Genomic DNA, 16,490 nt, shown 5'->3' on the forward strand with positions numbered 1-16,490 from the left:
CGATCATTTTTCATCGGTGATGCGTTGCAAGGCTGGCCATCTGCTGCGTTGCAGCATAAGAGGCGGCATCGCGACATCCTGCCGCGGGGCCTGCATGATGCGGTCCTGCCGAACAACGGACCCAGCCATGATCCGCACCTCTCTTGCCGCCTTCACGGAACGTCTCGCCGCGTCTGTCCGCGACCGGGGCACCCTGCCGCCGCTGACCCCGTCGCGCATCCGGATCGAGCTGCTGGCCGGCCTGACCGTCGCCCTGGCCCTGGTGCCGGAAGCGGTGGCCTTCGCCTTCGTGGCCGGTGTGCCGCCGCTGGCCGGGCTCTATGCCGCCTTCATCGTCGGCCTGATCACGGCCCTGATCGGCGGCCGCCGGGGGATGATTTCCGGCGCCACCGGCGCGCTGGCCGTGGTGATGGTGCATCTCGTGGCCGAACACGGGATCGAATACCTGTTCGCCACCGTCGTGCTGATGGGGATTATCCAGATCACGGCCGGCGTGCTGAAACTGGGCAAGTTCATCCGCATGGTGCCGCACCCGGTCATGCTGGGCTTCGTCAACGGCCTGGCCATCGTGATCTTCCTGGCCCAGCTGGAACAGTTCAAAGTGGTCAATGAGGCCGGCGAGCATGTCTGGATGACCGGCTGGCCGCTGATCCTGACCCTGGGCCTGGTGGCCCTGACCATGGCGCTGATCTGGGTGGTCCCGAAGGTGACGAAAGTGGTTCCCGCGCCGCTGGTGGCTATCGGTGTGGTCGCAGCGCTGGTGATCGGTTTCGGCCTGCCGGTGCCGCGCGTCGGCGACCTCGCCTCGATCGAGGGCGGCCTGCCGCAATTCCATATCCCGATGGTGCCGCTGAGCCTGGAGACGCTGCAGATCATCCTGCCCTATGCCTTCATCCTGTCGGCGATCGGCCTGATCGAGAGCTTGCTGACCCTCAACCTGGTGGGCGAGATCACCGGCCGCCGCGGCGGGGCGTCCCAGGAATGCGTCGCCCAGGGTGTGGCCAATCTGGTGACCGGTTTCTTCGGCGGCATGGGCGGCTGTGCCATGATCGGCCAGTCGATGATCAATGTGAAATCCGGCGGCCGCCTGCGCCTGGCCGGCATTTCGGCGGCGCTCTTCCTGCTGGCCTTCATCCTCGTCGGCTCCAGCCTGATCGAGCAGATCCCGCTGGCCGCGCTGGTGGGCGTGATGTTCATGGTGGTGATCGGCACTTTCGCCTGGCAGAGCCTGAGCATCCTGACCCGCATCCCGCGCTCGGACGCCTTCGTCATCATCCTGGTCACCGGCGTGACGGTCTATGCCGACCTCGCCGTGGCGGTGATCGTCGGCGTGATCGTCTCGGCCCTGGTCTACGCCTGGAAGGCGGCTTCGCACATCCATGCACGCCAGGTCGCGGGTGAGGAGGGGCAGATGGTCTACCGCATCGAGGGACCGCTCTTCTTCGGCTCGACCGCCGGCTTCATGGAATTGTTCGACATCGAGAACGACCCGGACCGTGTGGTGGTCGATTTCGCCGACAGCCGGGTGGTCGACCAGTCGGCCCTGCAGGCGCTGGAAGACCTGGCGGCCAAATACGAGGCCGCCGGCAAGCAGCTGGAACTGCGCCATCTCAGCCGCGACTGCCACCGCCTCCTCTCGCGCGCCGGCCAGCTGATGGTCGACAGCGACGACGACCCGGCCTACGGCCTGGCCGTCGACTACAAGGTGAAGCCGGGCCGGCTGGGCGGTTCGCACTGAGGATTGCCCATCCTTCCCCTTGATGGGGAAGGGGGACCGCGCCGCAGGCGTGGTGGATGGGGTGGCGGCGAGGTGTCTGCCGCTTTGTGCTCAAAGCGCCGCCACCGGGATTCACCCCTTCCGACCCGAGGCTCCGCCTCGGCCCACCTTCCCCATCAAGGGGAAGGATGGCAGCGTGTCTCCCGATACACGGCTTTGCATTGCATGGTATTCCCCCCCATCCCCAACCTCACAGAACGGTAAGTTTGTCGCCACCTTGGGGGCGACCTATGCTCCGCGGCGAAAACACGTATTGGGGAGGGGTATATGACCCGATTTATTGCAACACTGGCGGCATCGACCATTCTGGCAAGCGCGCCGGGCCTGGCTTTCCAGAATAGCGACGAGGCGGAATGGGATGTTGCCAATCCACCGCTGCCGACACGCTCGATTCCCATCGAGGTGAGCGAGGGCAGCTGGATGTCGCTGGATGTCAGCCCGGACGGGCAGACGATTGCCTTCGACATGCTGGGCGATATCTACACCATGCCGATCACCGGCGGTGTCGCGACGAATATCTCGTCCGGCCTGCCCTGGGAGTACCAGCCGCGCTTTTCGCCGGATGGCAGCCGGATCGCCTTCACCTCGGACCGTGGCGGCGGCGACAATATCTGGATCATGAATGCTGACGGGTCCGATGCCCGCCAGCTGACGGATGAGAGCTTCCGTCTCCTGAACAATCCGACCTGGCACCCGTCGGGCCGCTATATCGCGGCGCGCAAGCACTTCACCACCCAGCGTTCGGCTGGCACCGGCGAGATCTGGATGTATCACGTGCTGGGCGGAAACGGCGTGCAGCTGGTCGAGCGTCCCAACGAGAATTTCCAGAAGGAGCTGGGCGAGCCGATCTTCTCGCCCGATGGCCGCTACGTCTATTACACGCAGAATGTGACCTCGGGTAATACCTTCATCTACGCCCAGGATTCCAACACCGAACTGTTCAATATCCGCCGCTACGACCTGGAGACGGGCGAGATCGACACGGTGGTCGAGGGGGCCGGCGGTGCCGTGCGTCCGGCGCCGTCTCCGGATGGCCGCTACATGGCCTTCATCCGCCGCGACCGCATCCAGTCCGGCCTCTACATCAAGGATCTGCACTCGGGCGAGGAACGCCGTCTGGTCGAGACCGTCGACCAGGACATGCAGGAAACCTGGGGCGTGACCGGCATGTATCCGAACATGGACTGGATGCCGGACAGCAGCGCCATCGTGTACTGGGCCGACGGCACCTTCCATTCGGTGGATGTGGCATCCGGCGCTGTCACGGATATCGCCTTTGAAGTCTCCGACACGCGCGACGTGATCGATCCGCCGCGGCCGCAGGTCGAGGTGGCGCCGGACACCTTCACCACGCGCATGCCGCGCTTTGCCACCGCCTCGCCGGACGGCAGCCAGATCGTGTTCGAGAGCCTGGGCGTCTTGTGGGTGCGCGATGCGGCCGGCGGCGAGCCGCGCCGCCTGACCCGCGCGGAGCCGGGCGAGCGCCGCGAGATCACGCCGACCTGGTCGCCGGACGGACGCACCATCGCCTTTGTCGCCTGGGACGACCAGGAACTCGGTTCGATCCGCACCGTGTCCGCCCGCGGCGGCCGCGAGCGCACGGTGACGCCGGAGCCGGGGCATTACGCCAATCCGCGCTTCTCGCCGGACGGCTCGACCCTGGTGTTCGAAAAGGACAGCGGCGGTTATCTGACCGCGCCGGAATGGTCGGAAACGACGGGCATCTACCGCGTGCCGGCCGGAGGCGGCGAGATGACCGAAGTGACCGACAGCGGTTCGCTGCCGCATTTCGGTGCCTCGAACGACCGCGTCTATTTCACCCGTGGCGGCGACGGCGCCAGCCTCGTCTCGGTCGATCTCAACGGTCATGAGGAACGCACCCACATCACCGGCGAGATGATCACCGAATACCAGGTCGCCCCCGATGGCGCCCATGTCGCTTTCCGCCAGAATTACGATGTGTTCGTGATGCCGCTGCCGCCGGGACCGCAATCGGTGTCGGGCGGATCGAACGGTTCGGCCCTGCCGACGGTGGAAGTGTCGGGCAATGGCGCGACCTATTTCCACTGGAGCGAGGGCGGCACGCATCTCAACTGGTCGATGGGACCGGAATTCTTCTCCGTGCCGCTGGCGGACTTCCGTCCGGATCCGGCGCGCGAGACCGAATATACCCCGCCGGAAAGCGGCATCAGCCTGGCCATGACGGCCACGGCCGACCGGCCGTCGGGGGTGACGGCGATCGCCGGCGCCCGCATCATCACCATGGCCGGCGAGGATGGCGGTGTCATCGAAGCCGGCAATATCATCATCGAGGGCAACCGGATTGTCGCTGTCGGTGCCGATGTCGAGGTGCCGGAAGGCGCCCGTGTGGTGAATGCCAACGGCATGACGATCACGCCGGGCTTCATCGACGCCCACGCCCACGGGCCGCAGGGCACGGGCGATCTGGTGCCGGAGCAGAACTGGTCGGCCGTCGCGCACCTGGCGCTGGGTGTGACCACGATCCACGACCCGTCCAGCCGGGCGAGCCATATCTTCACCGCCTCGGAATACCAGCGCGCCGGCACCTATCTCGCCCCGCGTATCTATTCCACCGGCGAGATCGTCTACGGCGCCCGCGCGCCGTCGGTCTATGCGGAGATCAACTCGATCGGGGATGCGCGCGAGCACGTCTTCCGCCTGGCATCCCAGGGCGCCCACTCGATCAAGAACTACAACCAGCCGCGGCGTGACCAGCGCCAGCAGGTTGTGGCGGCCTCGATAGAGGCGGGCCTGGAAGTGGTCGCCGAAGGCGGCTCCAACTACCACATGGACATGGCCATGGTGGCGGACGGCAATACCTCGATCGAACACAATCTGCCGCTCTCGATGATCTATGAAGACGTGCTGCAGATGTATTCCCAGACCGAGGTCGCCTACACGCCGACGCTGACGGTGACCTATGGCGGTCTGGCCGGCGATCCCTACTGGCGCCAGGCGATGAATGTCTGGGAGCATCCGATCCTGTCGCGGCATGCGCCGCCGCGCCAGCTGCAGGCCTCCTCGGTGCGCCGTACGACGGCGCCGGAAGAGGATTTCGTCGATGACGACAACGCCCGCACGGCGCACATGCTGTTCGAGCGCGGCGTCGACGTGTCGATCGGCGCCCATGGCCAGCAGGAAGGCCTGGCGGCCCACTGGGAGATGTGGTCCTTCGCGCGCGGCGGTTTCAGCCCGCTCGAGGCGCTGATGACGGCGACGGTGATGCCGGCCCGCCATCTCGGCTTCGACAATGATCTCGGCACGATCGAGGAAGGCAAGCTGGCCGACCTCGTCTTCCTGCGGGCAAACCCGCTGGAGGATATCGGCAATACCGACGAGATCGAATACGTGATGCTCAATGGCCGTCTCTACGAGGCGGAGACGATGAACGAGCTGGTCACGGGCGATCGCCAGCGCCAGCCCTATTTCTGGGAATAGGCGCCTTCCGGCCCTGAAAAGAGAAAGCCCCGGACCTTCAAGGTCCGGGGCTTTTTGCTAACCGCCGATCTGGAGGACGTGACGGCGGTTGAGCGGCAGGGCGGGACGGTAGGAGTGCGGGTGCCGGTCCTCGAACCAGGCGATCTGCGCGTCACTTGCGGTGACGGCGTGACGGAAGACCGTCCAGGTGACGACCTCGCTGCAGGGCGGCGTGGTCAGCGAGCCGGCATAGCGCCAGGCGCTGCGGTCGGCCGGCAGGAATTCGCCGAGATGGATCGAGGCGGCGACGCCGCCCGATCCGCCGGGCTGCGGATTGACCGCCCAGACCGAGCCGAGGCTCGCCAGCGGCGCGCCGGCCTCGATCATCACGCCGATCACGGCGAGACCGCCCTCGCTGTCGGCATGGACGAAATGGACTTCCATCGGCGCATGGCGGCCATTGATCGTGTGTTCGCTGGCGGCGTGGAAGTGGAACTGGACGAGAGCGTATTCATGACCGGCAATGGTCAGGCTGGCGCCCGGTTCGACATTCACCTGGATGGTGTGGCCATTGTCGATCACCGTGCCCGGGATCGTCTCCGGCCAGTCGATCGCCATGGATTGCAGGCTCAGCCCGCTGGACGTGCCCAGATCGATCGGCGATTGCTGCTGGCCGGCGGAACAGGCGCCCCAGCTCTCGGACAGCTCGCCCCAGTGATCGGGGCCTTCATGACCTTCATAGGTCCAGTGCTGGGCCTGGGCGGAAGGGAGGATTGCAAGGCCGAAACCGGCCGCCAGAAGTGTTTTGCGCAAGGATGTCTCCCGGGAAAGGACGATGAAAAACGCCCGCACCAGGCGCGGTACAGGTTCCGGGACCCTCGCGTGCGTCGGTTAAGGATACGCCTCCTTGCGATCATAAAAAATCCCCGGAAGCGCGGGCTTCCGGGGATCTTTCAGTCGCCATGGCGTGCGGCTGGGGGGTGGAGGGGCGCAGAATGCTGCGCCTGCACAATCCGTCAGGACCGATACAGAATATTTCGGTTCGATGACAGCGATTCGCTACCCCCAAAACCCGTTTTGACGATCTGTGTTGCGCGGAATCCGCAATTCGGTTTTTCCGGTCAGCCCGTCGGACCGTCCGGCGACCAGAGCGGATGCTTGGCCATCACGGCGGCAAAGCGCGGCGAGGCGAGGTGATCGTCCAGCCAGCGCGACACGCCGGACAGGCCCAGCCCGTCAAAGGCCTCGCGATCAGTATGGGCGAACTGGCGCACGAAAGGAAAGATCGCGGCATCGGCCAGCGACATCCGTGCGCCGAACAACTGGCCGCCGCCGGACAGCCGCGCGTCCAGCTCTGCGAGAAAGGCGCTGCCGGCTTCGAAATGCTCGGCCGGGTCGGTGTCGTGGCGGGTGGCGTATTTGTAGCGGTCGAGATGGTGTTTGAAGTCGCCATCGCAGCGCGCGATCAGCGGCGCCATCTCGTCACCGGGCGCGAGCCAGTCTTCCGGATCGTTCTGCGCCAGCGCCCAGTGCGCGACGTCGAGACTTTCCTCCAGCACGCGCCCGTCCGGCAGGACGAGCACCGGCACGGTGCCCTTCGGCGAAGCGTCCAGCATGGCCTGCGGCTTGTCGCGCAGCAGGATCTCGCGATGCTCGACAGCGATGCCGGCCGCGTGCAGGGCCAGACGCGCCCGCATCGCATAGGGGCAGCGGCGGAAGGAGTAGAGGATGGGCGCACCGGCGCTCATTCCGCCTCCGTGCGGCGCCCGACATGGCGCTCGCCGCGGATTTCGGCGATCTGTTCCTGGCGATGACGCTCGGCATAGCGGGCCTGCTGCTCCTGTGACCGCGCATCATGGCAGTGCGGACAGCTGACGCCATCGACATAGAGCGGCGATTTCAGGTCCTCCGGCGCCAGCGGCTCGCGGCAGCCATGGCAGGTATCGTGCGTGCCCGGCGCAAGACCGTGACCGACCGCGATGCGGCGGTCGAAGACGAAGCACTCGCCCTGCCACAGGCTGTCGGCGGGATCGACGGTCTCGAGATATTTCAGGATGCCGCCCCTGAGGTGGAAGACCTCGTCAATGCCCTGCGCCTTCACGAAAGCCGTCGCCTTCTCGCAGCGGATGCCGCCCGTGCAATACATGGCGATACGGGTATTGGGACGCTCGGCCCGGAACTGGCGGAACCAGTCGGGAAAGTCGCGGAAACTGGCCGTGTGCGGGTTCACGGCACCGTCGAACCGGCCGATCCGCACCTCATAGTCATTGCGGGTGTCGATGGTGACGACATCGGGCGCGCGGATGAGGTCGTTCCAGTCCTCCGGCTCGACATAGGTGCCCACGCCGCCCACCGGATCGATGTCCGGCACGCCCATGGTGACGATCTCGCGCTTCAGCCGCACCTTGAGACGCAGGAAGGGCTGTTCGTCGGCCCAGCTTTCCTTGTGTTCGAGACCGGCGCAGCCCGGCAATGCGCGCAGCCCGTCCAGAACGGTGCGCAATCCGGCTTCCGGCCCGGCAATCGTGCCATTGATGCCTTCGCGCGCCAGCAGCAGCGTGCCGGTCACATCGTTTTCGGCGCACAGCGATTTCAGGCGGGCCTGCAGGGCAGGGCCGGCGTCCAGCGGGACAAATTTGTAGAGCGCGGCGATCAGGTAGCGGGGCATGGCGTTTCGGTATCCGGGTTTCGTCCGCTCTATACCAGCTGGCACGCCTGCGCGTCAGCGGCGCGGCTGCACATGCCGGGTGCTGGCCGGTTCAGCGGTCGTTGGAGATGGCGGCGCGCGGCGCCTGGACGCTGGGAATATGCAGGAAGAAATGGCTGCCCACGCCGGGCTCCGATTCCACCCAGATCCGCCCGCCATGCAGGTCGGCGACGCGTTTGCACAGGGCCAGGCCGATCCCCGAGCCCTCGATCTCGTCGGCACCGTGCAGGCGTTCGAAGACGCGGAAAATGCGCTCGAAATGCTTCGGTTCGATCCCCATGCCATTGTCCGACACGCAAATCGTCGAGCCATCTGCATCCGTGCGTGTCGACACGTCGATCCGCAGCGGCCGGTCGGCGCGATACTTGATGGCGTTCGAGATGAGGTTCTGCAGCGCCCGCGTCAGCAGGAAACGGTCGGCCTCGACCGGCGCATCGATCTGCCAGCGCAGGCGGCCGCCGCACTCCTCGACCGTCGCGGCGAGCAATTCGTCGATCTCGCTGCGCAGGGTCTCCGGCGGGATCGTCTCGGCATTGACCTGCGCCATGTCGGCCTTGGTGTAGGACAACAGGTCCTGCACGAGCCGCTGGGCGCGGTCGGCACCGCGATTGATCCGTTGCAGCATCTGCTGGCTGCGGTCGTCCAGATCGATCTGGCGTTCAACCAGCAGGGAAGACATGCCCTTCATCGCGCGCAGGGGCGCCTGCAGGTCGTGCGAGGCATGGGCGGCAAAGCGCGCCAGCTCCTCGTTCTTGGCCTCGATGACGGCCTGGCTGCGGCGCAGTTCGGCGGTCTTCAGATCGACCTGCCGGCGGATCTCGGCGGTCCGCCGCGCATCCTTGAGCGCCAGCGCACCGATTGCCGCTGTGGCGAACAGGCAGAAGGCCAGCACCAGCCAGGGCAGGGGACCGAACTGCAGCAGGTAGCTGCGCCGCGGCACGATCGCGATATCGACCACGTCGAACGGCGCCTCGCCCGACCAGTGCAGGGCATAGGGCGCCGTGTCGAGCACGGAGATGACGCCCATCATCGCCGGTGTGGTCCGGGCCCGCAGGTTGGCATTGCGGGCGAGGGCGAATTGCGGACTGCCGTCATACAGGCTGGAAATCACCCAGGCCGGATCGGACCGCAATTCGGTCGGTTGCACCAGGGCGTCGAAATCGGATGTGACGTAGGCGTAGGCATAGGGGCCGGCCGGGAGCGGGGCGATGAGCACGAAGGGCACCTCGCCGGGTGCGGCTGCGGGCAGGGGCAGGAGGACCGGGGTCTGCGGCGCCGGGCCGCGTTCCAGCATATAGGCGACGGCGCGCTGGACCTGACGCGCGGTACCGGCATCGATGGCATGAAGGGCCGCGTCCCGGGAAACCAGTCCTAGATCGCGCACGGGCGGCGTTGCCACCTCGCCATCGGCCACCCCGAATATCCCGATCACGGTCTGCGGTGCCAGCCCGGCGCCTGCCGCATGGGCCAGCTCGGTCAGCTCCGCCTCGATCGCGGTGAAGCCGGTCTGGATTTCCGCGATGCGCGCGGCGGCGTGATTGCGGAATTCGCGCTCCTTGGCCCGGCTGTGACCGAGAAGGGTGGCAAAGAAGAGCGACAGAGAGACGATGACCCCGAACAGGATTATGGCGACCGGCGTGCGATAGGCTTCCAGCAGGCCGCTGAGCGTTTCATAGCGCGCTCCGCCGGACTGTGTGCTGCTGGAGATATCGGGCCGGGTCAGGTTCATGCGCTGTCCGCGTCTTCCTCCGCGTCGATGCGGGTGAAGCGGTCGATAAGGACCGGCAGCAGGGGCAGCATCAGGACCGCCGTGGCCACCGAAGCCGCCGCCGTGAGGAGTTTCAGCGCGCCTTCGATATAATAGAGCGGATGCCACAGAACCACGATGTTCATGAGGTGGTTGATGCCGCAGAACAGGATGAAGATCCCGAACATCACGAAGGCCCAGCGGAAGGGGATGGGCCGGTTCAGCCGACGCAGGAACAGCACGATGACGATCGGAATGGAGAAGTAGGCCAGGGCGATCGCCAGGTCGGCAATCACGTGCATGCCCACCAGTTCCGGCCGCCACAGGTAACACATGCCATGGGGCATGAAATTGTTGACGTCGAAATAGTCCATGATCGTTCAGCCCCCAACATGCTGGCATGTGGAACGCCACCACGCGGAATTATGTTCCGTTTCCGCAACTTAAGCGGCGAATAATAAATGAATACCCTCAAACTATTTGCCGGAATTCAAGGAAAAGGCCCGGCAGCATGGGCTGCCGGGCCTTTGCTCGGATACACTGTATGGCGCGTCGCGCCAGCAAAGCGTGACCTGGATCACGCTCTTGCGATATATCCAATCAGGGCAGGGTGTTAACCGTTTCCTTCGCCGCAGCAACGGCGCTGACGAGTGCGCCGGCATCGTCTTCGAGCGTGTCGGGCCGCAGGGCGGTCGGGAAGGCCGCGTTCAGCTGGTCGACAAGGCCGGCAAAGACGCCCGCCAGCGCCGGATTGGCGGCGGCAATCACGTCGATATGGCCGGCTGCGTAGCGTTCGGCGGCACGGGCAAAGCCATACCCGTCGAGATACGCTTCACCTGCCTCCGCGTCGCTGGCGGCAACGCGGTACTGCAGGGCACCGCGCTCAAGCAGATCCGTCAGGACGCGGGCATGGACCTCGGCTTCTGACGCGTCGCTTTCCGGCGCGAACCCGGCTGCATCGTCGATGGCGACCAGGACGTCGTCGACGCGGGCGACAATCTCGTCTTCGCCGGCGCCGGAATAGGGGGCCACCGAAGCGTCGGTCATCGTATCGCCGAACAGCGGCGCGCCGAGATTTTCGAGCACCGGTTCGAAGTCGATATAGATCTCGTTGATCGGGTGGGCGAACATTTCCGCGCCCGCCGTGCGGTCGCCGGCCCGGTAGGCGTCGATGCCCGCCAGGTAGTGGGCGCGCATGACTTCCAGCGCGATCATGTAGACGACGGGGTCGCTTTCCGCGGCAACCGGATCGATGCCGAACTCGCCGCCGCCGGAACCGCCTTCTCCTTCACCTTCGCCTTCCGACCAGCCGCCGGCCGGCGCAGCCGGTTCGGCTGCATGATCGGCTGCGGCACCGGTGTCGTGCTGCTCGGCCTGGCTCTGCGGCACTTCGTCCGCTGGCGTGTCGCTGGCCGGCTCGCTACACCCGGCCAGACCGCCCAGCAGGGCGGCCGTGCCGACCGTGGTCCAGATTCGCGTACGGCGCTTGATACCCATAAGCATTCCCCTTGCCTTGTTGTCGGAACGTCTTGCCCGACCCTGATAGACCGCCTAAACCCATTTCCGGCAAATGACAATTAGTCGCAGGTAAATTCATGCTCTTGTGTCTGCAGAATGTATGTGCCGCCGAGACCGTCGAACAGCTCCGGCAGCTGGCGGGCGAAAGCGATTACGCCGATGGCCGCAAGACGGCCGGCTGGGCGGCGCGCGAAGTGAAGCGCAATGAGCAGGTCGAGGCCGGCCCGCGCATCGACACGATCCGCAATCTGGTGCGCAAGGCGCTGATGGCGCACCCGCTTTTCGTCTCCTTCGCCCAGCCCAAATCGATCACGCGCATGCTGGTCTCGCGCTATACGCAGGGCATGGAGTACGGGCTGCATGTCGATGACGCGCTGATGGGCGGACGCCGTGCCGACCTCTCCTTCACGCTCTTCCTGTCCGAGCCGGACAGCTATCAGGGCGGCGAGCTGGTGATGGAAAGCGTCGACGGCGAGACCGAGATCAAGCTGGCGCCGGGCGAGGTGGTGGTCTATCCCACCGCGGCGCTGCACCGGGTGGCGCCGGTGACCAGCGGCGAGCGGATCGCCGTGGTCGGCTGGGTGCGCAGCCTGGTGCGTCGTCCCGACCAGCGTGAAATCCTGTTCGATCTCGACCGCGCCTGCCGGGCCTTGTTCGAACGCGATGGCAAGACCGCCGAACTCGACCTCCTGCTGAAAAGCAAGGCCAACCTGCTGCGCCAGTGGGCGGAGGATTAGGGGCACGCCCCGCGACCGCCTTCTCCCTGGGGAGAAGGGGCCGGAAGGGCGGATGAGGGGAAATCCCGGTCAGGGCTTTTGGGAGAAGACGGTGTCTTCCCCCTCTCCCTCGGTCCCTCTCCCCGGGGAGAGGGTGGTGCGAAGGCACAACTAGCGCTTCATGCCCTCGATGACGTCGTCCCAGTCGGCATGGCGTTCAGCCTGGGCTTTCAGGAAGGGGCACAGCGGCACGATGGTGAAGCCCTTTTCGCGCGCTTGCGCCACGACATGGCGGGCCAGCGCCGAGCCGACACCCATGCCCTTCAGGCTGTCCGGCACGCCGGTATGATCGACGATGACCCGCGTCGGGCTGATGCGGCTGAAGGTCATCTCGCCGGTATCCGCCTGTCCGGCGACATGGGCGACATAGCGGCCCTTTGAGCCGTCTTCCTCAAGCGTGATCTTTATATCCATCTGCACGTCTCCCGTTTCAGCTCATAACCGGCTTCACCAGGGCGGTTTCCTGCATGTCCGGCGCCGACCGCACGGTCAGCTGCCCGGACGAGGTGAACCCCGTGGCAAAAAGCAGGCTGACCGTCAGCCCGAGAATGGCAAGTGACAAGACTAATCCCGTCCAGCGCATGGCGCCCTCCTGTTCGTGGCGCCGATATAGGCAGAGCCGGGCGGGGCGATTAGGGGGATAATCGGAACAAATGTCCCGCGTCCGGGGCGATAATCCCGCCGCCCACGAAAAAGCCCGGCCCGGCAATGCCGGACCGTGCTCCGTCTGTCCGCGAGGGCGTCGCGGTCAGAAACGCCAGTTGATCGCCAGGCTGAGGGCTGTGTCCTCATCCGTGTCGCGGCCGAAATCGCTGCGCGCGCGGGCCGAGATCGCGACCCGGTCCGAGGCGTCGATATCGACACCCAGGGCGAGCGAGGCGAAGCGGTCATCATGATGGCCGTCCAGCACGGCAAAGCCGGCCGAGGGCGCACCGGCGAGACTGGCGCGGGTCTGGCCGTCGCCTTCGGAGAGATCCTGTTCCCAGGTCAGCTGGCCGAAGAAGCGGGTCTTGCCGCCGCTGGCGAAACGGCCGCCGGCGCCCAGCAGGGTCCGGTCGTTTTCGCGCGCCGCCAGCGTGGCGTTGAACACGCCCGCGCCCGTCTCGCTGTAGCCGTCGATATCGGTATTGCCATGACGCAGGCGCAGGACCGGACCGAACACCGCATTGCCCTCGATGAGGTCGGCGCCGATGTCGAAGCCGGCGTCGAACTGGTTCGCGTCCGTCGAGGCAGTTGCCCGCATCTCGGCCACGCCCAGCAGGATGGAGCGGGTGAGGTCGTAGTCGAGCCGGCTGGCGCCGATATAGGCACTGCCATAAAGGCGCGATCCGGCATAGCCGGCATAGGCGGCCAGCGACACGGATTCGCCCTGGACGTGGGTCGTCGCGCTGTGGGCGGAATAGTCCGAGAAGCCGGCATTGGCGCCGATCAGCCAGTTCCCGGCCGGTTCGAAATCGACCCCGGCGACGATGTGGTGGCTTTCCAGATCCGTGCTGCCATTGGGCAGGTCGGTCTCGCCCCAGCCGCCCTCGACGGAGACATAGACGCCGGTGCGGTCATTGATCCGGTCCATCTGGCCGGAATTCGCGGCCCGCGTGACGGCCTGCAGGGCCGAGAGCACCTCGACACTGCCGGCATTGGCCGAGGCCAGCTGGACCGGGCTGCTGCCGGTGCCGGCCATGTCCATGCCGCCGCCATGACGGCCTTCGGCGAACAGCGCCATGCGCCCGGCGATCACGTCGCCCATGGCGCGTGACAGGCCTTCACCCATCCGGTCCATGGCGAAGGTGTCGCCCGGATTGGCGGTTTGCAGCGCGGTGCGCAGTGCATCCTCGCCGGGCATGTAGTCCAGCGTGTTGACGAGATCGGCGAAGTCGCCGGACGGCACATCGTCGCCGGCGGCCGCGTCGAGCGCCGTGGCCAGCGCGCGCTGCTGGTCGGTCTGGGCGAACTCGGCATAGGCGCGGGCGTCGACCTGGAGATAGGCCGAGTTTGCGGTCTGGCCCAGTGACAGCGACAGCATCGGGGATATCTGCGGGTCGGCGACGGTGAGATCGCCGACGGTCAGCCCGCCTTCCGCCTCCAGGAAGGTGAAGCGGCTGTTGCGGGCCAGCGGGGCATTGCCGCGCTGGAAGAGCGAGACCTCGCCGGCGATATTCGCAGAGCCGAGCACATGGAGGTAGTCGGTCGCCGTGCCGTCGGTGGAGACGACGAAGAGGGCATCGTCCGCCAGGTAATCGCCCTCGATGATCAGGGATCCGCCGGGCGTTTCCTCGTCGAGGCTGTAGCCGGGCAGCAGCGTGCCGCCGAGCTGGTAGACACCGAAGGGCGCATAGATGATGCCGTCGCCCATCACCGTGCTGTCGGCGATCAGCAGTTCCAGCGTGTCCAGGATGCCGCCGACATAGAGCTCGCTGTCGGCAATGAAGGTCGAGCCGGAGGCGTCGTAGAGCACGCCGTTGGAGAAGATCGAGGTGTAGCCGCCGAACTGGTTGAAGGAGGCGGTGTCGAAAATCCCGTCAATGCCGATCGAGCCGCCTTCGACCATCGTGCCGAGATAGTCGAAGAAGACACCGGTCTCGGTCACCCAGAGCGATCCACCGGTCTGGTGCAGCCAGTCGGTGGCGAGCTCGCCGGCGATGCGTACCGCTGCGCCGGTCAGGTTCATGCCGCCGGAATAATAGGGCGAGAAGTCGGAATAGCTGCCGGTCTCGGCGATATCGAACAGGCCGCCATGCAGTTCCAGCGCCTGACCGATCACATCGCCCTCGATACGGATTTCGCCGCCGGTCATGCCGATCCCGGTATCCAGCGCCAGCTGGCCGCCATCCTCGACGATCAGGGTCGCGCCGTCGAAGACATAGACCGCATCGACATATTCGTCCTGGGCGACCCGGGTGATGCCCGGCGCGTCCAGATAGACCTCGTAGATTTCCGGCACGATATAGGCGTCGGTGACGACGGTCGTGCCCGGCTCTCCGCGGTCGTTCTCCGGGATATCGCTATACTCCCAGTGCGCGGCGTCGTGCCAGTAGCCGTCGCCGGCCAGGGCATGGCGTTCGATGAAGGGATCCAGCCCCTCGATCCAGTCGATATATTCGGCGACCGGGATATAGGCGACCCAGGTGCCATACCCGCCCAGCGGTCCATAAGGGTTATTGCCGTTGGAAACGATGCCGATCTGGATCAGGCCGTTGGCGGTGTCGGCAAAGAGCGGGCCGCCGCTGTCGCCCTGGGCCGAGGAGGCTTCGCCATCAATGGCGCCGCCGCCCAGCAGATTGATCCCGCCCGGGCCGTCGAAATCGACGAACAGGAAATTGCCGGGCTCGCCGGACAGGATGGGCGGCAGGGGCTCGCCGGTCTCGTTGAAGAAATCGCCCCAGGTGCCGATCAGGTCGAGCGTGTTGACGCCATGGCGCCGGCGCCCGTCGATCGAGAGCTGACCGGTCTCGCCTGTGCCGAAACTGCCATAGCCTGCGAGCACGATACGGCTGCCGGCCATGGTGTTGGCGCCGTCCGAGCCTTCCAGCGTGACCGGATCGGCGGCCAGCGAGGCGGTATCCAGCGTGATCACGGCGACATCGGCACCGAACGTATCGGGATCATAGCTCTCGTGCACCGTCACGCTCATCGCGCCGAAATAGCCGGTCTGGCCTTCCGGATCGAAGGACACCTCGACACGGGTCACGTCGCCGCCGGCAAAGCAGTGGGCGGCGGCGAGGACCTGGCGGCGATTGATCAGCGTGCCGGTACACACCGAGGAACCGGTCGTCGTCTCGACGGTGATCAGCACCACGTTGGAGAACTGGTTTTCCGTGTCGACAATGCCGTCAATGGTCGAATCGTCGCCGGCGATGATGTGCGGTGCGACGGGCATGTCGCGGGCGAAGGCGAGGGGGCTGCCGGCTGCCGTACCGGCGCCGGCCCCGCCGCCCGCAGACGCGGCATCGCTATCGGCCACGCATTTGAACCAGTTCCAGGGCAGAAGGCAGGCTGGATGAAGGTCTCCGCCATCACGGCGGTCATCCAGCATGAAGCGTGACCCTGTCTGCTCGGTCTCGGCGCTCCGGCGGTTCGCCCGGTCCCAGGGCGCGCGGCCGGGTTCCAGCTCGCCGTATTCATTGCGGTTGCAGAAGCTCAGCGGCTGGTTGCGCAGGCCGCCGCGCGCTTCCGGCTCGGCAGAGGAAAACGTGGAATAGCTCTGCGACAGGCACACGCCATGGGCGTCGCCATAGCCCTCCGGCACCACCCAGTAGAATTCCATCCAGATCCGGCGCTCGGGCTGCCAGGTCGTGTAGACTATGGTACCGCCTTCCGGCGGTGTGCCACGAGCGATTGGGCCGTCATCGACCGGGTCGCCTTCGGTGTCGGCCAGGGCCGGCGCCATGAAGGCCAGACCGGCGCAGGTGGCCAGAAGCGTGTTGCGGAATGTATCGGTGAGCGACCGGCTGGCGGTCGAAAGGCGTGTGTTGCGCGGCATGATTTCCCCCTGCGTCAGGCGGGGGATGCTTAGCGGGGCCACCGGGC

General features: G+C 66.1%; 12 protein-coding genes. 3 read left to right on the forward strand and 9 right to left on the reverse strand.

The window, feature by feature from the left end; translation table 11 throughout:
- Positions 1 to 127: 127 nt before the first annotated feature.
- Together PKE71_RS02735 and PKE71_RS02740 are read left to right on the forward strand one after the other, a co-directional pair.
- On the forward strand, positions 128 to 1,738 hold the full coding sequence (locus PKE71_RS02735) for a SulP family inorganic anion transporter (protein ID WP_271185419.1): 1,611 nt from the start codon (positions 128 to 130) through the stop codon (positions 1,736 to 1,738).
- A 306-nt stretch (positions 1,739 to 2,044) separates the two neighbouring features.
- A complete protein-coding gene (locus PKE71_RS02740) occupies positions 2,045 to 5,236 on the forward strand; it encodes an amidohydrolase family protein (protein WP_271185420.1) in 3,192 nt (1,063 codons plus the stop codon).
- Positions 5,237 to 5,293: 57 nt separating this feature from the next.
- Here PKE71_RS02740 and PKE71_RS02745 read toward each other — a convergent pair whose 3' ends face one another.
- The 6 genes from PKE71_RS02745 to PKE71_RS02770 all read right to left on the reverse strand — a co-directional run bounded on the left by PKE71_RS02745 (position 5,294) and on the right by PKE71_RS02770 (position 11,166).
- The gene (locus PKE71_RS02745) at positions 5,294 to 6,028 is read right to left on the reverse strand and encodes a carbonic anhydrase (protein WP_271185421.1); all 735 of its coding nucleotides are present in this window, start codon (positions 6,026 to 6,028) and stop codon (positions 5,294 to 5,296) included.
- A gap of 308 nt (positions 6,029 to 6,336) precedes the next feature.
- A complete protein-coding gene (locus tag PKE71_RS02750; protein ID WP_271185422.1) occupies positions 6,337 to 6,963 on the reverse strand; it encodes a glutathione S-transferase in 627 nt (208 codons plus the stop codon).
- On the reverse strand, positions 6,960 to 7,883 hold the full coding sequence (gene trhO / locus PKE71_RS02755; protein WP_271185423.1) for an oxygen-dependent tRNA uridine(34) hydroxylase TrhO: 924 nt from the start codon (positions 7,881 to 7,883) through the stop codon (positions 6,960 to 6,962). The genes PKE71_RS02750 and trhO overlap by 4 nt, the downstream gene beginning before the upstream one ends.
- 91 nt (positions 7,884 to 7,974) lie before the next feature.
- On the reverse strand, positions 7,975 to 9,651 hold the full coding sequence (locus PKE71_RS02760; protein ID WP_271185424.1) for a sensor histidine kinase: 1,677 nt from the start codon (positions 9,649 to 9,651) through the stop codon (positions 7,975 to 7,977).
- Positions 9,648 to 10,043 (reverse strand): hypothetical protein, encoded by a 396-nt coding sequence (locus PKE71_RS02765; protein WP_271185425.1) that lies wholly within the window; start codon positions 10,041 to 10,043, stop codon positions 9,648 to 9,650. Before PKE71_RS02765 ends, PKE71_RS02760 begins: the two co-directional genes overlap by 4 nt.
- Positions 10,044 to 10,269: 226 nt before the next feature.
- Positions 10,270 to 11,166, reverse strand: coding sequence for a hypothetical protein (locus tag PKE71_RS02770; RefSeq protein ID WP_271185426.1), 897 nt, complete (start codon positions 11,164 to 11,166; stop codon positions 10,270 to 10,272).
- 98 nt (positions 11,167 to 11,264) lie between these two features.
- On the opposite strand from PKE71_RS02770, the gene PKE71_RS02775 reads away from it, so the two are divergent.
- The gene (locus PKE71_RS02775) at positions 11,265 to 11,924 is read left to right on the forward strand and encodes a Fe2+-dependent dioxygenase (protein ID WP_271185427.1); all 660 of its coding nucleotides are present in this window, start codon (positions 11,265 to 11,267) and stop codon (positions 11,922 to 11,924) included.
- 150 nt (positions 11,925 to 12,074) lie between these two features.
- Here PKE71_RS02775 and PKE71_RS02780 read toward each other — a convergent pair whose 3' ends face one another.
- The 3 genes from PKE71_RS02780 to PKE71_RS02790 form a co-directional block, all read right to left on the reverse strand.
- Positions 12,075 to 12,377, reverse strand: a complete 303-nt coding sequence (locus PKE71_RS02780; protein WP_271185428.1) for a GNAT family N-acetyltransferase — start codon at positions 12,375 to 12,377, stop codon at positions 12,075 to 12,077.
- Positions 12,378 to 12,393: 16 nt separating this feature from the next.
- Entirely contained in the window at positions 12,394 to 12,546 is a 153-nt protein-coding gene (locus PKE71_RS02785) for a hypothetical protein (RefSeq protein ID WP_271185429.1), read from the reverse strand.
- Between the two features lie 165 nt (positions 12,547 to 12,711).
- On the reverse strand, positions 12,712 to 16,443 hold the full coding sequence (locus tag PKE71_RS02790; protein ID WP_271185430.1) for an autotransporter domain-containing protein: 3,732 nt from the start codon (positions 16,441 to 16,443) through the stop codon (positions 12,712 to 12,714).
- Positions 16,444 to 16,490: the final 47 nt, after the last annotated feature.

Source organism: Maricaulis virginensis, assembly GCF_027922185.1.
Classification (GTDB): Bacteria; Pseudomonadota; Alphaproteobacteria; order Caulobacterales; family Maricaulaceae; genus Maricaulis; species Maricaulis virginensis.